The organism is Porphyromonas pasteri, from assembly GCF_014647755.1.
In the GTDB taxonomy this organism is placed as follows: Bacteria; Bacteroidota; Bacteroidia; order Bacteroidales; family Porphyromonadaceae; genus Porphyromonas; species Porphyromonas pasteri.
In genome coordinates this window covers 875823-898766 of sequence record NZ_BMPU01000001.1, presented here as the reverse complement: position 1 = coordinate 898766, position 22944 = coordinate 875823, and the positions used below count along the sequence as shown (strand labels likewise).

The following is a 22944-nucleotide window of genomic DNA, read 5'->3' as shown; positions in this document are numbered from 1 at the left end:
CATAGTATGTGCCCTCTCACCTAAACATACCTCTTTGCATAGCTCATATACAGGATGCCCACGCATATCAAAACGATCAAATGTCCGCAGTGTGGTAGTACGCGTGCCACACTGCTTCGCGAGGATCACTACCGCTGCGACAGCTGCTCGACAGAGTTTTATCTCGACTCGGATGATATCACTATCCATCACAAGTTTGAGACGGAGCGCAATGGATCTCCCCTCGGAAATACCTTCGCAGCGAAGTTCAAGCGCTTCTTCCTCGTCCTCCTTGCGGTGACGGTCTTCTTCTCACTCATTATCATAGGGCTTATTACCTTCGGAAGATCCCGTGCAGGAAGCTCGGGGATGGGTAGCGGAGAGGAGGGGATGTCCTACAGTATTGAGGAGCTCGCTACCTTTACCACTACAGCGGGACGTCCGATCGTCGTGATCTTTGGCACTGCTCGTCCGGCCAGCTCAAGCAATGTCGATGATGCTAAGAGCTTCGTGTCCTTCTTTGATGGGGAGACTCAAAAGCTGGTTAAGAAGATTGAGCTCCTTGACGTGAAGGGGCGAATCCAGAATATGGATATGCGCCGATTTGGGGATGGGGCTTTTTACATTGTCTTCAATGAGGCTCACCTTTATAGGCTCGATCCCTCGACGCTCGATATGACGGAGGTCCATGGTGAGGACTATAAGCGCCCTGAGCTCACTCAGGGATTTGCAAAGGTGGTATTTTATTACTCTCAGTTTGGGGATGCCTTGGAGGTCAAGACAAATCTGGGTGAGAGCTTCGTCTACTATCCCATTGCTGATAAGATCTATACGGAGAGGGAGGCTTATTTTGCTCCTCTGGAGACGCTCCCAGCTCCTCAGGTAGCTACACACTTCTCCTTTTCGCTTGAGTCCTCAGACTATCCCAATAAGCAGCTCCAGCTCATACGCTACCGTAGACTCGAGCAGGACGGCTATCCTTGCGAATACCCAAGGTTCCAATGGCGGAGCTGGGATGGTGAGGACTTTTTGATCAGCTCCACCAGTGAGAAGCGTGCGCGTCTGCAGGGGTATGAAGATCTGACTCCTGGGGCTTATTACTTCTCGCCTGGGGTCCTTGATGAGTCGGAAGACCAGATCCTCATCACCTTCAAGCCCACAGCAGCCGATGACGCTAAGCAAATGCTCCGATGCTTGGATGCCCAGACCGGGAAGGTGCTGTGGAGCTACTCCGATGATGAAAATAATCTCCATGGTGGGTCCGTCGCATCACGCTTCGCGGGTGGCTATGTCGTGGTGAACAACCGTTCGTCCTACGTCATCTCCAACGAGGGTAAGCTCGTGAGCAGCACGGATTATCGTAAGCTCATCGAAGGCCGCTCTTAACTACTCGTATTTCTTACTTAAATTTGTCCTTGTAGAGGCTTTGCCCCATACGAATACAGGACTTTATCACGTTCGTAACTTACACATATTTATAGCTCTTCGCATAGCTCATACCCAGTATGCCCAAGCACATCAAAGCTCTGAAATGCCCCCAGTGCGGTAGCACGCGCGCCACGCTGATCCGCGAGGATCACTACCGCTGTGATAGCTGCTCGACGGAGTTCTTCCTCGACTCGGATGATATCACCATCCATCACAAGCATGAGACGGTACCCGATAACTCGAATCCCTTCTCCTTCATCCAGTCGCAGTTCTCAGCACACCCCAAGCGCAGCCTCCTCATCGCAGGAGGGGCATCGTTTGCATTCTTCCTCCTGGTCATCATCGGTAATCTCACCTCCAGTCGCTCGATGGACCGTGTGGCCGAGCGTATCGCGGCCTCACAGGGAGGCTACGGCTATACCGGTACTCTGAAGGAGCGTATGTCCTATGACTTGGAGCCCATCGAGCTCTTTGCCAGTGCAGCAGGGCGCCCCGTCGTGGTGGTCTGTGGCTCTGCCTATCAGATGAATACGAGCTCAAAGAATGCCCAAGGCTTTGTGCGGCTCTATGATGGAGAGACAAAGAAGGTCCTCAAGGATATCCAGCTCCCTGATCTGAAGGGGAGCGTCGATGTGACGGGCTTACGTCAGTTCGGAGATGGGTCAGTTTACCTTATCCTCAATAAGAAGCACCTCTATCGTATCGATCCCTCGACGCTCGATATGAAGGAGATCCATGGCGAGGACTATAAGGTAGCTGAGTTCAGCGAGGGCTTTGCGACGGTAGAGTTCGTCTATAGGGACAATGGTGATGGCCTGAAGGTCATGACAAATCTGGGTAAGAGCTTTGTCTACTATCCTATCCCCAATAAGCTCTATGGCGAGAAGATGGCCTATAAGGGCTATCTGGAGAAGCTCCCCGCTCCTAAGGTCGGCACGCACTTTACCTTCTCACGTCAGACTACTGACTATGAGGATCAGCAGATCCAGCTGGTGCGCTACCGTACGCTTGAGCAGGTCGGTTATCCGTACGATGAGCCAGACTTCGGCTGGCAGAAAGACTATGGTGGCTCTGGGATCTTCACTGATGCCTCGCCCTATCGCAAGGTCTTCGTCTTGCCTTATACAGCAGAGCGCTCACGCCTGCAGGGCTACGAAGACTTTACCCCAGGGGCTTACTACTTCTCTCCTGCGGTCCTTCATGAGGCAGCTGACCGAGTCCTCATTTCTTTCAAGCCCACGGCAGCCTCTGATGCGACAAGGATCCTCCGATGCCTGGATGCCCAGACGGGCAAGGTGCTGTGGAGCTATTCTGATGAAGAAGATCACTTCGCTTATACGCTGAAGACTACTCGCTTCTCTGGTGGCTATGTCGTGGCGAGCTCCTCTGAGGCCTGGGTGCTTACTAATGATGGTAAGCTCAAGGAAGGCACGGACTTCCACAAGGTCGTCGAGGGCGAAGACTAACACAAGCAGATAACACGATAACTCTAACCCCACACATACAATACTTCCTATGGGTCTATTCAATGTTTTCAAGGGGCAGCTGGCGCAGGTCATCCAGTGGGCTGATCCACGCCCAGGCGATCTCTGGTATCGCTTCCCCTCCTCACTTGATGAAATCAAGGATGGCAGTAAGCTCATCGTCGCCCCTGGTCAGGGTGCCCTCCTCGTCTACGAAGGCAAGGTCGCCGAGGTCTTGACCGAGGCAGGCTCCTTCCAGCTGAAGACGGACAACCATCCCTTCTTCACTACGCTGGTGCGTCTGCGTCAGGGCTTTGAGAGCGAGCACAAGCTCCAGATCTACTTCTTCCGTACCACGCAGATCGTCAATATCCCTTGGGGAACGGCTACGCCTATCCTCATCGTCGACCCGATCTACAAGGTGCCTGTAGAGCTCGGTGTACATGGGGTCTATGCCTTCCGTGTCGCTGATCCCAGCCACTTCTTCACGCAGTTCATCGGTGCCGGTGTCGCTAACTATGAGGTAAGTGCACTCCAGAGTGTCATCGTCGAGCGTGCCTACCAGCAGATCGCCTCTATCCTCCATGCGCATCAGTATCCCATCACCGAGATCGACGGCCGCCTGCCCGAGATCTCTCGCGAACTCCAATCTACGATGGCACCCATCCTCAACGAGCTGGGTATTGAGCTGACGGATGTGCGTATCACAGGTACCCACTATGATAAGGCTACGAGCCAGCGTATCGCTCGCGTAGCAGACATCACGGCCGAGAGCCTTGCTGCCAGTGAAGCCGGTATCAGCTACGAAGAGATGCAGCGTCTCGAGGCTCTGCGCGATGCTGCTCGTAACGAAGGTGGTATCGGTGCCGCAGGTCTGCAGATGGGGCTTGGTCTGGAGCTGGGTAAGAAGCTCACTCAGACCATAAATGGCGAAGAGCCTGCTCCTGCAACTCCTGCACCCGAGGCTCCTCAGGTAAAGACCGAGGACCTCGGCTCCGATGATCCACTGCTTCGTCGCCTCACGCAGCTCAAGCTCCTCCTCAGCGAGGGCGTCATCACGCAGGAAGACTACGACAAGAAGAAGCAAGAGATTCTTGATCAACTCTAACCCCTCAGACAGATCTGACTTATGAAGTACATCTTTGGCGGCATCATCACGCTGCTTCTCCTGGCCACGCTGGCCTTCTATCTCCTTGGGATGTGGGGTGTCGAACTCCCCATCACCTCTGCCGACTTGACCAAGGCCTGGATCACGGGCCTCGTCGTGCTGGGGGCTCTCTTGGTCTTCACGGTCATCCTGCCCTTCTTCTTCGGCGGTCGCTCCAACCGCTACGATAAGTCTTCGGGCTCTATCGCTCAGCGCAAGAAGGACTAAGGACTATTCCTTAATAATAATAGGTCACGGCCTCCATCTCTACCGAGTAGAGATGGAGGCCGTGACCTATTTATTAGCTTATTAGCGGGTATCAGTCTATCCCCAGCAATAGGTATTTTGTGGGTAGGTGATCCATAGTTGTGCTTTCTGTGTTTAACTTTGTGTAGACCTAAACAGAACAAGATCCCTCGCTCTACCGAGGAATCGCTCTCGAGAAAGCCTCTCTCTCCGCTCGACATGTAGCCCTTTCCCTGGATCCTTTGACGGGTGAGTTGCGCTGGGAGGACTACGTCTTGCTCTGTTGTTGGTCCGATTCGTATAATCAACTTATAGTATACATGAAGAGTATTATTTGCCGTATGGCACTACTGCTGAGCCTTGTCCTTGTGGCCCTTGGGCAAGCTCAGGCACAGCACTCAGCGACGACGGGGAGTATCGTGGGTACCGTCGTCGATGCTTCGACTCACGAAGCCCTTCCTAATGTCCAGGTTCTCATCAAGGGGACGACTATTGGTACGACGACCGATGTCCATGGAGCATTCTCCATCCAAGGCCTTGCTCCGGGCTCTTATACCATCCAAGCACGTCTCGTGGGCTATGGGGTGGAGGAGAGCCGTGTCGGTATCGAAGCTGGGAATAGTCGCCACCTCGATCTCTACCTCCAGCAGCAGAGTATTGACCTCGATGGGGTCGTCGTCTCGGCTAATCGTCAGGAGACGCTTCGCCGTCATGCACCGAGCCTTGTCACCGTCCTCTCGCAGGAGATCTTCAAGAAGACCAATTCGGAGAACCTCAGCCAAGGTCTCCGCTTCCAGCCAGGTCTTCGCATCGAGGACAACTGTCAGAACTGTGGCTTCAACCAAGTGCGTATCAACGGGCTTGAAGGGGCTTATTCTCAGATCCTCATCGATAGCCGTCCTATCTTCAGCTCGCTTGCTGGCGTTTATGGTCTGGAGCAGATCCCTGCCTCTATGATCGAGCGTGTCGAGGTGGTACGTGGGGGTGGATCAGCCCTCTTCGGTGCTAATGCCGTCGGTGGGGTGATCAATGTGATCACAAGAGAGCCTCTGCGCAATACCGCTAGCCTTCGCCAGAGCTATACTTCCTTCCAGCAGAACAAGGGGGCATACACTTCGCTGATGCCTACCACCTCGTTCAACGGTTCTCTGGTCAGCGAAGACCGCCGTGCTGCTGCGATGATCTTCGGTCAGCATTCCTCTCGAGGGATCGTGGATGTCGATGGGGATGACTTCACCGATATTCCCGAACTGAAGAATAGAGCCCTCGGCTTCCGTGCCTACTACAAGACGGGCATCTATGGCAAGCTGACGGCTGAATACCGCTCCATGCACGAGTATCGTCGTGGTGGTGATCGCCTGAGCGAAGCACCCTTCCAAGCTCGTATCGCTGAGTACCTCCAGCACTTCGTCGATGGGGGAAGCCTACGCTTCGACCAGACGACTGCTGAGGGCAACGACAGCTTCAGTCTCTATGCCTCGGGGCAGAAGGTCCTGCGTAAGAGCTACTATGGTGGGGGCAACTACGCCGATGAGCTTCTGAAGCCCCTGATCAACCTCCCTCGTGGTAATGCCCAAGGCACTGACGAGGAGAAGAAGCAGGCCGAGGTGTATCAGAAGGCCTATGACGATGCTCTCAAGGCACTGACAGCCTATGGCGAGACCAAGGGCTTTGACTTCCAGGGGGGCGGTACCTATGTCCACAAGTTCCCCAAGTCACTTACTCTTACGGTAGGTGCTGAGGGTGCTTACTCGACGCTCAACGATAAGAGTGGCTACCGTGCTCATGGGATCGATCAGGTCACAACGACTTGGTCTCAGTACGACCAGCTGGAGTATTCGACCGACCGGTGGAACTTCCTCCTCGGTGGGCGCTTCGACTATGTCCGTCTGACGCAAGGGGGGCAGAAGAGCATTGACCCGCTCCTCATCTTCAGCCCCAGAGCAAACGTACGCTTCAATCCTACCAAGGACCTCAGTCTGCGCCTCTCTTACAGCGAAGGCTTCCGTGCTCCTCAGTTCTTCGATGAGGAGATGCATGTCACGCTGGCGGGTGGTGAGCCCAAGGAGCGTGTCCTAGCGAAGGATCTGAAGGAAGAGCGCTCTCGCAGTCTCAGCGCCTCCTTCGACTGGTACACCACGCTGGGGAAGGGCTGGCAGCTCAACCTCATGGGTGAAGGCTTCGCTACCTGGATCCGAGACAAGTTCACTCCAGACAACGAGGATGGTGTCCTCGACCCCAAGACGGGGCGCAAGGTCATCACGATCATCAACGCTCGTGACGGGATGAGCAAGGTCTATGGCCTGAGCTTCGAGGCTCGTCTGGCGTACCAGCGCCTCTTCGACCTGCAGGGCGGCGTGACCCTACAGCGCAGCCTCTACGGGCAGGACAAGGTGCTCTTCGATGCTGATGAAGACAATCCTACGCAGGCCAAGGTCACCACACGAGACTACGAGCGTACCCCTAATCTCTACGGCTATCTGACCGCTACGCTTCGTCCTACCTCTGCTCTGAGCTTCGTCCTCTCGGGCACCTATACGGGCTCGATGAAGGTACCTCATGCCGCCTACGAAGGAGTGGGGGATCTCAACCTCCAAGCTAATGAGCTGAATGCTCTGGGGCACTTTGATGTCGTGCGTGATGGGACGCACTATCGTGGGCAGAATGCAGGGTCAGCTTACCTATACAAGGCAAAGCCCTTTGTTGATCTTGACTTCCGTGTGAGCTATGCCATCAGCCTCACTTCGCTGGTGAAGCTCACGCTGGATGCGGGGGTACAGAACTTCCTCAATGCTTATCAGAAGGATACCGATATGGGTCCTGGACGAGCTTCGGACTACATCTATGGGCCTAACCGTCCTCGTCGCCTCTATCTCTCGGCGACCTTCGATATCTAAGAGATAGCCTTGCGCAATGATCCCATATATAGGTATATGGGTGCGTAGGTAGAACTATATAGGAAGCAGTCCAAAGCTATATGGCTTTGGACTGCTTCCTATATAGCTTTGTGAAGTGATCTATATTAGGTTGTTGCTCCGCGTAGGGATAAAAGTTGTGGACGAGTGGCAGATAAGTTTGGGCTACGTACGTGGCTCTAATATCTACGTACGTGGATATTTAGATTGACGTGCCTGGTCTTTAAGACTACGTACGTAGATAGAGAAAACCACTATGTGAAGGCACTTTTTTCTTCACGAGAACAATGCTTTTCCCTTCGCTGGATAAGAGGAATACTCGCGATAAGGCGAAGGGCTTGCGTATCACTTCGGAGAGGTATATCGGGGAGCTGGGCGCACGATGCCTTAGCACTCTAAATAGAGGGCTGGACTCTCGGCTACAGCCTCATCTAAGCAGATATACGCTCCCCATATAAAAGGTCACGGCCTCCATCTCTACTCGGTAGGGATGGAGGCCGTGACCTTTTGCTCTCGTTGGCTACTCTCTTGGGTAGCGCGAGAGACTACTTGCGGAAGAGGTGCTTGAACTCATCGGCATAGAGGCGAGAGAGCCCCTTGCGATTGTCGATGGCTTCGCCGACGACGATCATCGTCGTCAGGGTGAGCTTGTTCTCGTGGACAATCTGTGCGAGGTCACGCAGTACGCCACGGTAGATACGCTGGTCAGGCCACGTCAGGTGGTAGCAGGCCGCGACGGGCGTATCCTCGGGATAGTGCTCAAGGAGCTGGCGCTGTACGTCGTCGACGATACCCGCGCTGAGGAAGATACACATCGTGCTCTGTGAGCGAGCCAAGAGGTGAAGCTGCTCCGTCTCGGGCATCTTCGTGCGGCCTTCGCCACGCGTCAAGATGATGGTCTGCGTCTTCTCGGGGATGGTGAACTGTGAGCGGAGCTCTGCAGCTGCCGCCTGGAAGGACGAGATCCCTGGGGTGATATGGTAGCTCATCCCATAGGCATCGAAGAAGGCCATCTGCTCCTGGATAGCCCCGTAGATACAGGGGTCACCGGTGTGAAGGCGGGCGACGATGAGACCCTTGTCGTAGAACTCCTTCATCAGAGCGAACTGCTCCTCGAGGTTCATGTCAGCAGAGCTACGCACCGTAGCACCTGGCTTAGCGCATAGCGTGAGAGCACGAGGGACGAGGCTTCCCGCATAGAGGATGAGGTCAGCGATCTCCAGCCACTGACGACCACGGATGGAGATGAGGTCGGGGTCACCAGGACCTGCACCGACGATCTCGATATGTCCGCGGCGCTCTGCACTGCGCTCTACAGCCAGAGCGAAGGTGAAGTCATTGCCATTGTGGAGCATGCCCTTCTGCTTCTCGAGGACAAGACTGCCGAGGGAGGCAGCATAGCGTGCCGTGCTCTCAGCTACGCCCCATACGCCCGTCACCTCGTGGACCTTCTTCGAGGGATTAGCGACCTCTACGTCTGCCAGGTCGGCTGCGGTGTAGATCTCGGGAGTGAGCTGGAGGGTCGCGGCGAGCTCATGCAGGAGCGGCTCGTCCTTCTTGAGATCGATGGTCGCCAAATGGTGGATGGCCTCGGGGAAGAAGCCGTGACGGTGTATCTCACCGAGGATATAGCTGACAATATCCTTGGGGTCGCACTGATAGCGGCAGCCGAGGCCGAGGCTCAATACGGGCGGGATGAAGTGCACGACGGGGAGTAGGTCGGTCTCCAGTGCTCGGTAGGAGACGACGAGGAGCAGCGCGTACTCGGAGAGACGAGGGATAAGCTCCTCACGTGAGTAATAGACGTCGACATGGTCGGCCTTGGTACGCTCCAGCTCGCTTGTACCCTTGTCCTGCACCTCGAGGAGGAGGGCGGTCTTCTCTCCATTTGTATAGAGAGCGATGGGGCGGTTCAGCCCCTCGGAGCTGGCCTTGGTCACCCAGCCATAGCGGCGAGAGAAGAGATCCAGAGCCCACAGGCCTGTATTGTCAGTCTGCGTGCTGATGACGGGCTCGGCACTGAGGAGGGCGGCGAGGTCACGTGTCAGCTCGTTGGCACCGCCGATGTGTCCAGAGAGGACGGAGACGACGTGGCGCCCCGTGCTGTCGATGTTGATCACCGCTGGATCGGTGTACTTGTGCCCGATCAGTGGAGCGATGCTACGCACACAGATACCCATAGCTCCGATGAAGATCCACCCTTCGAATGCGGTGAACTGCTCGGCTACGAACGACTGGATATGATCGATGTGCTCGACCCCTTCCCCAGGGTGAGTGGAGAAGAGGCGAGCATCGGGATAGTTGGATAGGATTGGCTTAGCCGTCTGGATCCCTTGGGGTGAGACGGCAAGGATGGCAAGAGTCATAGAGGAGGTTTTGTGTATGATAAGGGGGGATTAGCAGCGAGCAAGGATGCGTGCTACTGCTTCGTGGTCGATGTCTTGATCTTCACCGAGGAGGGTGCCACGCTCACGGAAGCGACGGACGACCTCTTCGCGTAGGTCATCTCCGAAGCCACGCTCAGCGAGACGCGTCTCGAGACCAAGCGAACGGAAGAATGCTTCCGTCTTGTCGATAGCCTGAGTGATGCGTTCGTCCTCACTACCCTCGGTAAGACCCCAGATACGGGAGGCATACTGCAGGAGCTTGGCATGCTTCCCCTTGCCAGCCTGCTCTCTGAGGAGGGCGGGTAGGACGATGACCAGTGTGTGACCATGCGTTAGCCCCGTGAGAGCCGTGATCTCATGCCCTATGCGATGGGTCGCCCAGTCTTGTGTCACGCCCATAGAGATGAAGCCATTGAGTGCCATCGTCGCCGAGAGCATGAAGGTGGCACGTGCATCGTAGTCTGCAGGCTGAGCCTTGATCTTGTCTGCCTCCTCGATGAGGGTGAGTAGAATGCCTTCTGCCCAGCGATCCATGAGAGGACTCTCCCCGACACGGGTGAGGTACTGCTCTACGACGTGGATGAAGCTATCGGCGATACCGCACGCTATCTGGTAGTCGGGTAGGGAATAGGTATAGCTCGGATCGAGGATCGAGAATAGAGGATATTCGTTGTAGAAGCCGAACTTCTCATGTGTCGCTTCGCTGGAGATCACGGCTCCACGGTTCATCTCTGAGCCCGTAGCGGGGATCGTCAGCACGGTGCCAAGTGGAAGGGTCTGGACGCTTCGGTCAGCCCCATGTAGTACGAGATCCCAAGCATCACGCTCCGAGGGGATAGCATTGACGATAAGCTTGCTGGCATCGAGGACACTCCCTCCGCCCACTGCGAGGACGAAGGTGACTCCCTCCTGCTTCCCAAGTGCGATAGCCTTACGCAGGGTCTCTACCTTGGGGTTAGGTTCGATGCCCCAGAACTCTACGGTCTGGAAGCCACTGAGCTGACTGATGACGGCTTCGTAGACACCATTACGCTTGACGCTACCCCCGCCGAAGGTGAGGAGGATCTTGGCATCTGAGGGAAGGAGCTTCGGGAGCTCCAGGATGCTGTCTTTGCCGAAGACGAGCTTGGTGGGATTGCGGAAGGTGAAGTTATTCATAGGGCTTTACTTGTTGGATAGACATTACTTGTCTGAAGAGATACGGTAGACTTGGCGGTGGATCTCCTGCTGGATGCGGAGGAAGTCTGCTTCCTGCAGAGAGCGATTAGAGAGTAAGTGTAGATCGACCCAGGGGAGGTCTGCTCCATAGGGTGGCTGGCGGTAGTCGAAGGGCTGTACGATGAGCCCAAAGCGTGCATAGAAGGCTAAGCGTCGCTCCGCCATCGGTGAGTAGCCCGCTGGTTCGGCTTCGAGGACGATGGGATATTCGTCATCGTAGAGCTGTCCCAGCAGCTGGAGTACCTTACTACCAAGGCCTTGTCCTCTTCGATTGGGATCAATGACAAGGTACTCAAAGTAATGTGATGAAGGTAGCTCCCAGCCTACGACGAAGCCCACGACCTCGTCATCGGAGAGGATGAGCTGAGCTATATGTTCGCAGCGCTCTGGGCCGAAGAGCTGCGTCCACGGACGACGCTCTTCGGGAGGGAAGGCTTCCTCATAGATCTGTCGCAGATGTGCTGGGGGCTCTTGTCCCCAAGGTATAGGGTATAGCTCGATGGTAGGCATGACGGGTCAGCGGGAGTAGCGGCGTGGGAAGCGCAGGAGGATCGAGAGCAGTGCGCAGCCACCCATGATGAAGGGATAGTAGAGGTTGGGGACGATGTCCATGGGCGACACACCTGCGAGCTTCGAAGCAAGGAGGAGCTGTGCACCATAGGGGATGAGTCCCTGCACGAAGCAGGAGAAGGTATCGAGGATACTTGCCGTCTTGCGAGGATCGAGGCCGTACTGCTTCGTGATCTCACGGGATACCTTGCCCGTGGTGAGGATAGCGATCGTATTGTTTGCTGTGCAGAGGTTGGCCACAGAGACTAGGATAGCGATAGTCAGCTCAGCCCCGCGCTTGCCACTGATGCCACGCGTGAGGTGCCTGAGGAGGTAATCGATACCGCCGTTGTAGCGGATGAGCTCGAGTACACCGCCTGCCATCAGTGTCACGATGATTAGCTCGCCCATGCCCGTGATACCACTGCCGAGAGCGGCTATCCAGTCCCAGGCGGGTAGCGTACCTGTACCCAGCCCGACAGCACCGCAGGCGATGATGCCGAGGGTGAGGACGCCCAGCACGTTCATTCCAGCGACGGCCGCCACGAGGACAAGGAGGTAGGGGAGGGTGAGGAGGAAGGAGCCTTCGCCCGAGGGACGTACGGCAGGGAGCTCCAGCCCGACGACGAAGTAGAGGACGAGAGCGATGATGGCGGCTGGTAGGACGATAGCGATGTTCGCACGGAACTTATCCTTCATGCTACAGCCCTGTGTGCGGGTCGCAGCGATAGTCGTGTCGGAGATGAACGAGAGGTTGTCGCCGAAGAAGGCGCCCCCCGTGACGACGGCAGCTACATAGGCATTCGATAGCCCGAGGCTCTCACCGAGCCCGAGGGCGATGGGTACGAGGGCGATGACCGTGCCGACACTCGTGCCGATGGAGAGGGAGATGAAGCACGCCGCGATGAAGAGTCCAGGGAGGAGGAGCGAGGAGGGGAGGAGCGAGAGGATGAGGTTCACGGTCGCGTCAATGGCACCCATACTCTTAGCACCTGTAGCGAAGGCACCAGCCAAGACGAAGATCCAGATCATCAGGAGGATATTCGGGTCGGAGGCACCACGTGAGTACTGGCGGATACGCTCCTCGAGCTTGATGCCGCGGGTGATAGCGACGGCATAGATCGAGGCTACTGTGAAGGCCACCGTGATGGGCATCTTATAGAAGTCCCCTGCACAAATCGAGGTCAGTAGATAGACGGAGAGGAAGACGATGAGAGGGCTCAGACCGAACCAGCCCCATCGCTTCGGCGAAAATGTAGGGGTATCTTGCTGCATGCGGGAGGGAGTAAATGATGGAATGTACGTCGTGCAAATCCCTTGCACAGTGGCACAAAGGTACGCATTCTATTCCGACTATCTGGCGGGTGAGTGCCCGCTAAATGCGCAGTGCCCCGCTCCTCAGATCGAGGGGCGAGGCACTGCGTAAGGGGGGCGCTCGGTGCAGAGCGCTGATCGTGAGGGATTATCGCAGGGCGGCGAAGAGGTCTGCGAGCGTCTTCAGCGAGTTCTCCTTCGAGTCGATCTTCAGGCTCATCTTACCATCGAGATTGGTGGCCGTGAAGCTCAGGGACTGGAGGACGCGGAAGGCCTTGGCCTTCTCGCCGATAAACATCTGGAGCAGATCAGAGGTAGGAGCCGTCGTCAGGAGCTTCTTCAGGTCGATGTAGGAGAAGCTGTTGCCCTTCTTGAGCGAGCTGTAGTCGCTGTGCTTCGTGAAGTTCTCACCCGACGTCTTGAAGAGCAGCTCTCTTCCCATACCGCCGTAGGCCATATAGGTCACACCATCTTGGTAGCCGAAGAAGAAGGGATCATCCGCATTGCGATAGCGGTGCTCACCACCGTCCTTGATGTATCTGCCAGAGTGCTCCTTCTCAGCCTGCTGGTAGAGCATGTCCACGAGCGTAGCATCCTTCGTCTTGAGGTAGCCTACGAGGCCGAATTCCGACTGCTCCGCGTTGATGTGGGGGAAGGTGAAGGCGATCTCCTCTCCGAGGGTGGGAGCAATAGCTTCGATATCGATACCTTCCTCCTTGAGGTTTGAGAGTGCTTCCTTGAAGGTAGGGAGCTTGCTGTAGTGCTCGAGGAGCTTCTGTGCGCTGATCGTAGCAGCAGCGGTTATGTAGCTATCCTTGGGGAGGTACTTCACGAGGTCATCCTGTACGGACTTGGGAGAGACTTCCTCGGCGATCTTCTTGAGCTTCTTAAGGATCTCCTTGTCTTCGCTACCATAGGTCATGGTACCTACGACTTCGCCCGTCTCGAAGGAGACTGAGTAGAGCATGTAGCACTTCTTCATATCGATGCCATCGAAGTTGGTGGCATCCGAAAGGCCTACAATGTTCTTAGTCATTGATTTGCCATAGCTGGAGTCCAGGAACTTTGACATCGAGAGGACACCGCGGATATCGCCCTTCTGGTCCTCGAGGTCACGGAAGGCTGGGGTAGCTACATAGCTCTTGTCCTTGGTCTGGCTGAGGTACTGCTTAGCGAGCTGCTTCGTCTCTTCGATGGTCGACTCGCTGGTGTTGAGGGAGATGAAAGCCTTGTCATTGAAGGCGTAGACCGTGACATTCCCTGAGGCATGATAGGTAGAGATCGGGGACTGGTGGGCTGTCGTGTCGCTGGTCTCTTCGATGGTGTCGTACTCACTCTCATCGTATTCGACATCTTCGGGTTCGGTGGAGTCTTCGTCGATATCGAAGAAGATGCCGTCCTCGGCCTTGAGAGCTGCAGCATCCTTGTTGCGGAGCTTACGGAGCTTGTTCACACAGGCCTCGAGCTTGCTCTTGTCATCTACACGCAGGAGGTAGCCGAGGCTGACCTTTTCATTGGAGAAGAGGAAGACGGGGCTCTTGAGGTCGACACCGCTCTTGCTGGGGTTTTGGATGAGCTCCTTGTAGTAGGCTTCGGCCTCCTCGCTGTCGCTCAGCATCTCGGTGAGACGCTTCTGTAGCTCGCCATCCTTACTGTTGGTGACGCCGGCTTTCTTGGCCATGGACTTGAGGTCGAAGGAGCATACCGAGAAGGCATCAGCCGGCAGGGCATGCTGGTAAGCTTGGTCCTTGCTACAGCTGGAGAGCCCGAGGGCAAGGACTGCTAAGAGGAGAAGGTAATGTTTGATTCGTTTCATAAGTCGCTATGATGTGTAGTTAATTGGGGGCATCTATATACTGCAAATATAGGGATATATCCACAAAAGAGGCCGCTCCGTGTGATCACTTAGCTACTAGCTCAAACGGGCATTTCGCTCCTCCTATTATCCTGGGAGCAAAGGATGTCGCTGTGCCGAAGAGTAGAGCGGGGAAATGGGAGACTAAAGGCGCTTCGTTAGTGATTGATATTCAGATGTATATCGCTTCGCTGCTCCGAGCTGTGGAGGAGGGGGATAGCGACCTATATAGGTCACCGGACGAACCTATATAGGTCACTGCTCGAACCAATATAGGTCACATATATCGACCTATATAGCTTCGCTTCTCGACCAATATGAGACTGTTGCTCCGCGTAGGGATAAAAGTTGTGGACGAGTGGCAAATAAGTTTGGGCTACGTACGTGGCTCTAATATCTACGTACGTGGACATTTGGATTTACGTACCTAGTCTTTAAGACTACGTGCATAGATACTGAAAAACCACTATGTGAAGGCGCTCTTTCCTTCATGAGAAGGACACTTTTTCCTTCGCAGGATAAGAGGAATATATGTGATAAGGCGTAGGGCTTGCTCGGTCACTTCGGAGAGGTGTATCGGGGAGCTGGGCGCACGATGCCTTAGCACTCTAAATAGGAAACAGGACTCTGTGCAACAATCTCAATATAGGTCAGCGCGCCGACCTATATTAGTTCACATCACCTCCTTCGGGGCATGTATCCTGATCTCGGGGGAGATGAGGGTTAAAGCGCTTAGATGCACTACCTTTGTGGTATCATTCATCTCCTTACTACGAGCGGGGAGTCTCCCTGCTCGCTCTCGATCCTAAGCCAATGCATTGGACCCAACTCCTCTCTGACCGCCGTCTGGGTGCAGACCGCGCAGAGCGCCCCCAGTCGCGGGGCTGGGCACGAAGCGACTTCGAGCGGGACTATGACCGCTTAGTCTTCTCGCCTGCCTTCCGTCGCCTACAGAATAAGACGCAGGTCTTCCCACTCCCTGGGAACATCTTCGTGCACAACCGCCTGACGCATAGCCTCGAGGTGAGCTGCCTCGGGCGCTCGCTGGGCAACATCGTCGGGGAGGTGCTCTCCGAGCGCTATCCCTCCGATCGTGAGACGCCCTTCCGCTCGGGGATCAGTGCCATCGTCAGCGCTGCGTGTCTGGCACACGATATGGGGAATCCGCCCTTCGGACACAGCGGAGAGCGTGCGATCAGCGCTTACTTCGGTGAAGGCCCAGGGAAGCGCTGGGAGCCTTTGGTACGTGCCGAGGGCGGACGCTGGGAGGACTTCCTCTACTTCGAGGGGAATGCGAATGCCTTCCGCCTCCTGACACATCAGTTCCGTGGTCGCCGTCCTGGGGGCTTTGCCCTGACGTATAGCACGGTGGCGAGCATCGTGAAGTATCCCTACAGCAGTCTCTTGGCAGGGGGGAAGAGTAAGTTCGGCTTCTTCGCCACCGAAGAGGAGACGATGAAGGAGGTCGCCACAGAGCTGGGTCTCGAGCGACGCACCGCCTCAGCGCTGAGCTATGCCCGCCATCCGCTGGTCTACCTCGTGGAGGCCGCAGACGATATATGCTATCAGATTATGGACATCGAGGATGCCGCGAAGCTCCACATCCTGAGTCGTGAGGAGGCACAGGGGTTGCTCTCGGCCTTCTTCTCCGAGGCGGAGCTTCGGGAGGTGCAGCAGGGCCTTCGGCATATCACTGATCCCAACGAGCAGACGGCTTACCTGCGCTCCAAGGTCATCAACCTCTTGGTCGAGGAGGCCGCAGGTATCTTCCTCGATGCTGAGCGGGAGATCCTCGCGGGGACCTTCTCTGGTAGCCTCATCCATCACCTCGAGCCACGCACGAAGGCTGCCTACGAGGCATGTAGCCAGACGGCCTATGCCCGCATCTATCGGGCTCGCGAGGTCGTCGACGTCGAGCTCGCAGGGCATCGTATCTTCACCGCCCTGCTGGATCAGCTCCTCGAGGCACAGCTTCACCCCGACTACCAGTACAGCCGCACGCTCCTCAGTCGCGTAAGTAGCCAGTATGAGATGGGGCAGTCCTCGATGTACGGACGCATCCAGAGCACGCTGGACTATATCTCGGGGATGACGGATATCTATGCCCTCGACCTCTATCGCCGCATCACGGGGATGAACCTCCCTGCGGTCTAAGCGCTCGCTTCTTCTCTTTGTACCTATGTATAAATAGGGTGTAGAGGCTATAATGACTACCTTTGCACCGTCATCCGACAATCCACGTATATCTCCACGATATCATACATCCCATTATGTCTATCAATAAACTATATCCCCTGACCTTCGAGCCTCTCTTGAAGGAAGTCATCTGGGGCGGCAGTGCTATCCGCCCATTCAAAGGTCTTACCCCCGACGATAAGAAGGTCGGTGAGAGCTGGGAAATCTCTCACGTCGACGACAATTACTCCGTCGTCGCAGCTGGCCCGCTCGCTGGGAAGAACCTCGACGAACTGATCCATACCTACGGCGAAGAGCTCGTCGGTAAGAGCGTCCTCGAGCGCTTTGGTCGCCGCTTCCCCCTGCTCATCAAGTTCATCGATGCCCGCGACTACCTCTCTATCCAGGTGCATCCCGATGATGCCCTCGGTCTCAAGCGTCACAATTCCTTCGGGAAGACCGAGATGTGGTACGTCATCAACGCGACCCCAGGGGCTAAGCTCTATAGTGGCTTCGCCGTGCAGTCTTCGCCCGAGGACTACGTGCGCCGTATCGAAGAAGGCACCATCGTCGAGGCTCTCGCCGAGTACGAAGTGAATGCTGGTGACGTCTTCTTCCTCCCCGCAGGCCGTGTCCACGCTATCGGTGCAGGCTGCTTCATCGCTGAGATCCAGCAGACCTCTAATATCACCTACCGTATCTACGACTATGATCGTACGGATGCTGCGGGCAACAAGCGTGAGCTCCACACCGAGCTGGCGAAGGACGCCATCGACTATCACCTCGAGGAGGACTACCGCACGGCTTACACGCCTCAGGTAGATGCTCCCGTAGAGCTGGTATCTTGCCGCTACTTCGAGACGAACCTCCTCGACCTCGATGCCCCACTTGCTCGCGACTGGTCTAAGCTGGATAGCTTCGTCATCTACATCTGTATGGAGGGTGGCGTACGTCTGACGGATGCTGACGGCACGGTCGTCGAGCTGCATCAGGGTCAGAGCGTACTCGTCCCTGCTTCCAATCCTTCGCTCACCCTCACACCCGTGGGCAAGGTCAAGCTCCTCGAGACCTACATCCCCGCAGCAAAGTAAGCTCTCGCAGCTATGGCTAAGCGACTCTTCTACCGCATCAAGGAGGTGGCGCACCAGCTCGGTGAGCCCGTCTCGACCGTCCGCTACTGGGAGACGGTCTTCCCGCAGGTATCGCCTCACATCTCCCCTAAGGGCGTGCGGCAGTACACCGAGCGGGATATCGAGACGCTACGCACCATACAGCTCCTCCTGCGAGAGAAGGGGATGACGATCGAGGGGGCGAATGCCCAGCTTCGCGTCCGTCAGTCCTCCCTCGAGTCGCGCGCCGACACGCTGCTCCGCCTACGGCAGATCCGTCAGCAGCTCGATGAGCTGCGTAAGGCACTCGGCTAATCGCCCCTCGCCGTAGTCAGCTGAAAAGCCGATAAAAGCATAAGCCCGTGCTCCCATATCTGGGGGCACGGGCTTATGCTTTTGTGGCGCTTAGTGGAGGCTATGCCTTAGCGAAGAGGCGTAGGCTGTGCACCTTGTGGCGGATGGAGAGCGTATTGATGAGCGCTGTGATGAGGAAGATGCCGACACCGATGAGGGCGGTCGTACCAAGCCCTCCGCTCACTTCGTCAGAGAGTAGGCGCTGAGCTGCCTCGATATAGTAGCCGCGGGCATAGGCTACAGCGACGAGGCTAAGGCCGAGGACAGCACACTGTACGAGGAGCGTCAGTGCGATGTAGGGGCGGATGACGGCACTACGCGTGTAGCCGAGCAGTAGGAGATCCTCGATCTGTCGCGTATTCTTCTGCAGGAGCAGGTATATCGAGAGGAGAAGCAGATAGACCGAGAGGGCGGAGATGAGTACCCCGATAGCTAAGACAAGTCCCGCGAGGAGTCGCAGGAGGTACATCGATTCGCCTGACGCCAGGCGCTCGCCTTCGCTCTCATAGTGGTGGTCACGCAGGTAGAGCGTGATGGCTGGATCGGAAGGACTCTTGACCTCGACGATGAGGCGTGTCGAGGGGGCTTCGGCACCAGGTGCCAAGCGTTCGTTCATCGCCTCGAGGAAGGGTAGGGGGACGAGTAGCGTATTGAGGCGGTTGGAGAAGCCTACGATACGGCCACGTAGCTGGACCTCTTCGCCAGCGCCCGAGAGGTCAAGCTGGAGGGGAAGGCTACTCATCGTCGCCTCGGAGAGAAGCGGAAGGCCCTGGCTCTGCGCGAAGGCAGAGTTGTACAGCCCGAGGTAGTTGCGTGGGATGATGATAGGCACCTCATCGCTATTCGGGTCGTACTTCCAGTCCTCGGCCTTCACGTCGAGGAACTCTTCGGGTACGGCTTCGAAGAACATATACGTCGACATCCCGATGCCGAGCGTCAGGCCAGCCGACACACGGAACTTCGAGGGGAGGAAGCGCCCGACACGCAGGGCAAAGTCTTGCTTCGATAGCTCTTCGATTTCGCTGGCGGAGAAGCTGTTGCTCTTCTTCCCGCCGAAGATGCCACCGCGTACCTGCTTGCTGATGATGATGTAGTCGCCCTTCATGAAGCGATCCTTCGCACCGAGGACGCTCGTCGCATCTTGGTAGAACTGGCATCCGAGTAGGATGATAGCCATGCCGATGAGATTGGCGACGAAGAAGCCGAAGAGCTGCAGTGGGCTGATATGACGGCTCAGCAGGCGTATGACAAGTCTATTCATAGGGCTATAGCTGGTAGGTGTGGTGATACTCCAGCGGTAGGTGCTTGCCTACGGAGGTGACGATGACGGAGGCGCCTTGGGCGGTGGCTTCGGTGGTGATGAGCCCTGCGAGCGTGCGGCCGTTCGCCTCATCGAGGTGGCTGATGGGCTCGTCGAGGAGGAGGAAGTCGAAGGGCTGACAGAGCGAGCGGATAGCGGCAAGGCGCTGCTGCTGCCCGAGGGACAGCAGGCGTGCGGGGCTCTTGAGCTTCTCGGCAATACCGAGTGCCTCGAAGTAGCTCTCGATAGTCTGGCGGTCCTTATGCCCTGTGAGTTGGTTCTTGATCCACACGTTGTCCCAAGCCGTTAGCTCGCCGAAGAGGCGCATATCCTGGAAGAGGAAGCTCAGGGACTCACGTCGGATGCGCCCCCAGGCTGAGGCGGAGAGTGCGCGGATATCTTGTCCGTCAAAGGCGATGCGCCCCGAGTAGTCGCCACGCCAGCCGTAGACGAAGCTACAGAAGGACGACTTACCAGCGCCGGAAGAGGCTTCTATGAGATAGTGCTTGCTCCGCTCGAGACTGAGCTCCTGTCGCCAGACCTCGGAGATGAGATCGGTACGCTCACGGAAGACCTCGGGTAGGACTTGGGAGAGGGTGATTTGCTGCATGGAGAGATGGACTATGCTTAGTCGCTTGTATTCTTGGGGGAGGGAAAATGCGGGTCTGTGCGACTGCACCCCCGTGATTATCAACGTGCAAGATATGGATTATCAGCTTATGATGCAAGAATAATGCTGTGGGAGGGTGGTGGGAACCCTATCACGGGGTTTTTTCTTGCCCAGCGGAGCAAAATCTACATTCTCGTGAAGGAAAAGGGAGCTTCCCATAGTGCTTTTCCTTTGTCTACGCACGTAGTCTTAAAGACTATGTACGTAAATCCCAAAGACTACGCACGTAGATTTTAGAGCCACGCACGTAGATCAAACTCATCAGCTATTCGTCAGCAACTTTTATTCGTACTCAGAGGAAATCATTTGACTACTACTTTCAGCTTTTCTCTCCGAAGGGACGGACTCCGAAATTGCGCTACCGTATGAAGCTTGAGCGCAAATAGTCTTATCTTGGTGGTGTAAAACGTACGAGGCCCGAAGCAGAGATGCTTCGGGCCTCGCACGTTTGATACGACTAAGTGATGCGCTAAGAGCGGCGCAGTACGCGAGCGTAGGCGAAGGACGTGATCAGGAAGTAGACCAGAGCCTGTACCCACAGCGTGATGTACTGCGGTAGAATGTCGGAGAGCTGTGCGCCCATACTGCTCACGGCGACGAAGGCTTGGACGCCAGGCGTCGAGGGGATGAGATAGCCCAGCGCGCGCAAGGGACCAGGGATAGCCGACAGAGGCCACGACAGCCCCGTGAGGAAGAGGAAGGGTACCGAGGTGAAGACCCAGAGGATCATCGCCTTCTCACGGTGGCGCGTCAGGAGACTACAGCCGAGAGAGAAGAAGATCATCGCCAGGATCATCGGCAGGAAGAGCAGCACATAGGTCGTGAAGTCCGTCAGCTGTGGCAGGCCGAAGAGCCAGGGTGCGACGACCAGCGTGAAGAGCGACGTCACCGAGTAGAGGGTGAAGTAGCAGATCGCACGACCTATGAGGAGGCGCATCACGCTGACGTAGTGCCCTCCGACGTACTGCACAGGCGTGCTCAGCCCGCCATGCTCACGCTGCGTACCCGACATCATCGCAATGCCGATGAGGAGCGTCTGCTGGATGATCAGCACCAGCACCCCAGGCAGGAGGAAGCCTTGGAAGCCCCCTTGCGGGTTGTAGGGTACGACCCATTCGCTCTCGATGGGGCGGACGGAGATACGTGTGGCTTCGCTGGAGGGGCCGTGGTGGCGCTCCGCTTCGATTTCGCGCCCCATCGTCAGCGCTACCTCGGTCGTCGCCAGAGAGAAGGCCTTATAGTAGAGTGCGGAGACGAAGGTCGCATGCAGATCAACGTGCGCTTGGCGCCCGCTCATCAGCATACGATCGAAGTCCTCGGGGATAATCAAGATGCCGTAGGCACGCTCCTCCCCGATGAGGCGGTAGGCCTCTGACTCCCCTGCGACATGAGCTACCACACGTACATCGGGCGAAGCGTCGACACGGCGAATGAATTCGCGTGAGTGTGCCGTGTGGCTCTTGTCGATGACGACCAGTGGTGCCTCCCGCACGACTTCGCTCCCATAGAGGGCGGAGTAGAGGAAGGGATAGGCGAAGGGGACGACGAGGAAGAAGAGGATAGCCCCGCTGTCGGCGAAGATATGACGGAACTCCCTGAGGCAGACCTGCCAGAGGTCACTCATACGGAGTCTGAGAGATCGGATGATATTCATAGAAGCATCAAGCGATATAGCCGACATTCAGGAGGTACTTCCTCAGACGAGGCAGCATGATGAGCGGCAGGAATATGAAGGCGAGTAGCCCGATATATTGGGGGAGCGAGTCGGCGAAGGGGGCCCCGATGAGCGCCTGATTGATCCCTATGCGGAAGTAGTAGCGCAGGGGGAAGATATAGGCCAGCGTCTGCATCGGTGCGATCATCGAGCTCACGGGGATACTCATCCCTGAGATCGAGAAGGACAGCATCCCGAGGAGGCTACCGAGGCTCATCCCCATGCGGAGCACGGGGATCAGCGAGATGAAGAAGATACCGAGAGCCTGAGCTGCCAGCACGAGGAAGAGCATGGCAAGCGCCATCGGTGCCCAGCCCGACTGCAGGGGGTAGCCCATCCAGCCGTAGAGGATACCCTGGATGATCCAGCCCGAGAGGACGAAGAGGATGGTCTGCGGCAGGAGCTTGCCGATGAGCGCACGGCTCATCGAGCCCTTAGCCAGACGAAGCCATTCGCTCGCCGTACCGCGCTTGATCTCGAGACCAATGCTGTACGAGGTGAGGAGTAGGATCATCAGCTGCAGGATACCAGGGAGGATCGTCGTGGTGAGGTAGGCCGAATAGTTCAGCCAGGGATTACTCATCACCTCATTGCGCACGACGATGGGCTGCACGGTAGCCATAATCTCCTCCATCGTCTTACCCTTGGCTTGGCCGGTCTGAAGGCCGACCTTGGCCGAAGCAAGCTCGGAGAGCATCTTCATATCGCGGAAGGTGAAGCTCCCTGCCATCAGGTAGGCGCTATTGGTATAATAGTGGAGCTTGGGCTGACGTGCCGATCCCGCACCCGCCTGCAGGCCGGAGGGGATGTGGAAGATCGCATAGACCTCCCCACGGCGCATCGCTTCGAGCGCCTCGGGCATCGAGGCTGCCTCGAGGACTACCTCAGAGCTCTGGAAGGCGTCGAGGCTACGTGTGAGGGCACGCGAGGTAGCGGTGTGGTCTTCGTCCACGACCGCTACGGGCATATTGGTCGGGAGTCCTCCGCCCATCATGTAGAGGAGCATAAGGGTGACCAAGAGCGGTGCCCCGAAGATGGCGAAGAGGTAGATAGGGCGCGTCGTGAGGTAGCGGAGTTCGCGCCTCAGTACGGCACCCAGACCTGTCTTGGGGGTTGACATC

Annotated in this window: 17 protein-coding genes; 8 read left to right on the top strand and 9 right to left on the bottom strand. The window is 56.6% G+C overall.

Annotated features, from left to right (window positions below):
- Nucleotides 1–54: 54 nt before the first annotated feature.
- The 5 genes from IEX77_RS03485 (at nt 55) to IEX77_RS03465 (ending at nt 7160) form a co-directional block, all read left to right on the top strand.
- Nucleotides 55–1365, top strand: coding sequence for a hypothetical protein (locus tag IEX77_RS03485; protein ID WP_188807713.1), 1311 nt, complete (start codon nt 55–57; stop codon nt 1363–1365).
- A 119-nt stretch (nt 1366–1484) separates the two neighbouring features.
- Nucleotides 1485–2873 (top strand): hypothetical protein, encoded by a 1389-nt coding sequence (locus IEX77_RS03480; protein WP_188807712.1) that lies wholly within the window; start codon nt 1485–1487, stop codon nt 2871–2873.
- Nucleotides 2874–2922: 49 nt separating this feature from the next.
- Nucleotides 2923–3978 carry an SPFH domain-containing protein gene (locus IEX77_RS03475; protein WP_188807711.1) on the top strand — a complete coding sequence of 352 codons (1056 nt, stop codon included), beginning with the start codon at nt 2923–2925 and terminating at the stop codon, nt 3976–3978.
- 21 nt (nt 3979–3999) lie between these two features.
- A complete protein-coding gene (locus tag IEX77_RS03470; protein WP_044114657.1) occupies nt 4000–4245 on the top strand; it encodes a hypothetical protein in 246 nt (81 codons plus the stop codon).
- A 338-nt stretch (nt 4246–4583) separates the two neighbouring features.
- The gene (locus IEX77_RS03465; RefSeq protein ID WP_188807710.1) at nt 4584–7160 is read left to right on the top strand and encodes a TonB-dependent receptor; all 2577 of its coding nucleotides are present in this window, start codon (nt 4584–4586) and stop codon (nt 7158–7160) included.
- Nucleotides 7161–7723: 563 nt separating this feature from the next.
- Here IEX77_RS03465 and cobM read toward each other — a convergent pair.
- The 5 genes from cobM to IEX77_RS03440 all read right to left on the bottom strand — a co-directional run bounded on the left by cobM (nt 7724) and on the right by IEX77_RS03440 (nt 14462).
- Nucleotides 7724–9544 (bottom strand): precorrin-4 C(11)-methyltransferase, encoded by a 1821-nt coding sequence (cobM, locus tag IEX77_RS03460; protein WP_188807709.1) that lies wholly within the window; start codon nt 9542–9544, stop codon nt 7724–7726.
- 30 nt (nt 9545–9574) lie between these two features.
- Nucleotides 9575–10723 carry an iron-containing alcohol dehydrogenase gene (locus IEX77_RS03455; RefSeq protein WP_188807708.1) on the bottom strand — a complete coding sequence of 383 codons (1149 nt, stop codon included), beginning with the start codon at nt 10721–10723 and terminating at the stop codon, nt 9575–9577.
- A 24-nt stretch (nt 10724–10747) separates the two neighbouring features.
- Entirely contained in the window at nt 10748–11293 is a 546-nt protein-coding gene (locus IEX77_RS03450; protein WP_188807707.1) for a GNAT family N-acetyltransferase, read from the bottom strand.
- Nucleotides 11294–11299: 6 nt separating this feature from the next.
- On the bottom strand, nt 11300–12607 hold the full coding sequence (locus IEX77_RS03445) for a Na+/H+ antiporter NhaC family protein (RefSeq protein ID WP_188807706.1): 1308 nt from the start codon (nt 12605–12607) through the stop codon (nt 11300–11302).
- 187 nt (nt 12608–12794) lie between these two features.
- Nucleotides 12795–14462, bottom strand: a complete 1668-nt coding sequence (locus IEX77_RS03440; RefSeq protein ID WP_188807705.1) for a DUF4836 family protein — start codon at nt 14460–14462, stop codon at nt 12795–12797.
- An 852-nt stretch (nt 14463–15314) separates the two neighbouring features.
- On the opposite strand from IEX77_RS03440, the gene dgt reads away from it, so the two are divergent.
- The 3 genes from dgt to IEX77_RS03425 all read left to right on the top strand — a co-directional run bounded on the left by dgt (nt 15315) and on the right by IEX77_RS03425 (nt 18100).
- Nucleotides 15315–16655 carry a dGTP triphosphohydrolase gene (gene dgt, locus IEX77_RS03435; protein ID WP_188807704.1) on the top strand — a complete coding sequence of 447 codons (1341 nt, stop codon included), beginning with the start codon at nt 15315–15317 and terminating at the stop codon, nt 16653–16655.
- A 116-nt stretch (nt 16656–16771) separates the two neighbouring features.
- On the top strand, nt 16772–17767 hold the full coding sequence (locus tag IEX77_RS03430) for a type I phosphomannose isomerase catalytic subunit (RefSeq protein ID WP_188807703.1): 996 nt from the start codon (nt 16772–16774) through the stop codon (nt 17765–17767).
- Between the two features lie 12 nt (nt 17768–17779).
- Nucleotides 17780–18100 (top strand): MerR family transcriptional regulator, encoded by a 321-nt coding sequence (locus IEX77_RS03425; protein WP_060935211.1) that lies wholly within the window; start codon nt 17780–17782, stop codon nt 18098–18100.
- A gap of 100 nt (nt 18101–18200) precedes the next feature.
- On the opposite strand, the gene IEX77_RS03420 is transcribed toward IEX77_RS03425, so the two are convergent.
- The 4 genes from IEX77_RS03420 to IEX77_RS03405 form a co-directional block, all read right to left on the bottom strand.
- Nucleotides 18201–19400, bottom strand: a complete 1200-nt coding sequence (locus tag IEX77_RS03420; RefSeq protein WP_188807702.1) for a transporter — start codon at nt 19398–19400, stop codon at nt 18201–18203.
- A 4-nt stretch (nt 19401–19404) separates the two neighbouring features.
- Nucleotides 19405–20049, bottom strand: coding sequence for an ATP-binding cassette domain-containing protein (locus tag IEX77_RS03415; protein ID WP_188807701.1), 645 nt, complete (start codon nt 20047–20049; stop codon nt 19405–19407).
- A gap of 529 nt (nt 20050–20578) precedes the next feature.
- The gene (locus IEX77_RS03410) at nt 20579–21763 is read right to left on the bottom strand and encodes an ABC transporter permease (RefSeq protein ID WP_188807700.1); all 1185 of its coding nucleotides are present in this window, start codon (nt 21761–21763) and stop codon (nt 20579–20581) included.
- A gap of 7 nt (nt 21764–21770) precedes the next feature.
- Nucleotides 21771–22943: an ABC transporter permease gene (locus tag IEX77_RS03405; protein WP_188807699.1), complete on the bottom strand. Its 1173-nt coding sequence runs from the start codon at nt 22941–22943 to the stop codon at nt 21771–21773.
- Between the last annotated feature and the right edge of the window lies 1 nt (nt 22944).

Excerpts from the sequence above, each read along its gene's own strand:
- IEX77_RS03485 (WP_188807713.1), top strand. The coding sequence starts at position 55 with ATGCCCACGCATATCAAAACGATCAAATGTCCGCAGTGTGGTAGTACG.
- IEX77_RS03480 (WP_188807712.1), top strand. The coding sequence starts at position 1,485 with ATGCCCAAGCACATCAAAGCTCTGAAATGCCCCCAGTGCGGTAGCACG.
- IEX77_RS03475 (WP_188807711.1), top strand. The coding sequence starts at position 2,923 with ATGGGTCTATTCAATGTTTTCAAGGGGCAGCTGGCGCAGGTCATCCAG.
- IEX77_RS03470 (WP_044114657.1), top strand. The coding sequence starts at position 4,000 with ATGAAGTACATCTTTGGCGGCATCATCACGCTGCTTCTCCTGGCCACG.
- IEX77_RS03465 (WP_188807710.1), top strand. The coding sequence starts at position 4,584 with ATGAAGAGTATTATTTGCCGTATGGCACTACTGCTGAGCCTTGTCCTT.
- cobM (WP_188807709.1), bottom strand. The coding sequence starts at position 9,544 with ATGACTCTTGCCATCCTTGCCGTCTCACCCCAAGGGATCCAGACGGCT.
- IEX77_RS03455 (WP_188807708.1), bottom strand. The coding sequence starts at position 10,723 with ATGAATAACTTCACCTTCCGCAATCCCACCAAGCTCGTCTTCGGCAAA.
- IEX77_RS03450 (WP_188807707.1), bottom strand. The coding sequence starts at position 11,293 with ATGCCTACCATCGAGCTATACCCTATACCTTGGGGACAAGAGCCCCCA.
- IEX77_RS03445 (WP_188807706.1), bottom strand. The coding sequence starts at position 12,607 with ATGCAGCAAGATACCCCTACATTTTCGCCGAAGCGATGGGGCTGGTTC.
- IEX77_RS03440 (WP_188807705.1), bottom strand. The coding sequence starts at position 14,462 with ATGAAACGAATCAAACATTACCTTCTCCTCTTAGCAGTCCTTGCCCTC.
- dgt (WP_188807704.1), top strand. The coding sequence starts at position 15,315 with ATGCATTGGACCCAACTCCTCTCTGACCGCCGTCTGGGTGCAGACCGC.
- IEX77_RS03430 (WP_188807703.1), top strand. The coding sequence starts at position 16,772 with ATGTCTATCAATAAACTATATCCCCTGACCTTCGAGCCTCTCTTGAAG.
- IEX77_RS03425 (WP_060935211.1), top strand. The coding sequence starts at position 17,780 with ATGGCTAAGCGACTCTTCTACCGCATCAAGGAGGTGGCGCACCAGCTC.
- IEX77_RS03420 (WP_188807702.1), bottom strand. The coding sequence starts at position 19,400 with ATGAATAGACTTGTCATACGCCTGCTGAGCCGTCATATCAGCCCACTG.
- IEX77_RS03415 (WP_188807701.1), bottom strand. The coding sequence starts at position 20,049 with ATGCAGCAAATCACCCTCTCCCAAGTCCTACCCGAGGTCTTCCGTGAG.
- IEX77_RS03410 (WP_188807700.1), bottom strand. The coding sequence starts at position 21,763 with ATGAATATCATCCGATCTCTCAGACTCCGTATGAGTGACCTCTGGCAG.
- IEX77_RS03405 (WP_188807699.1), bottom strand. The coding sequence starts at position 22,943 with ATGTCAACCCCCAAGACAGGTCTGGGTGCCGTACTGAGGCGCGAACTC.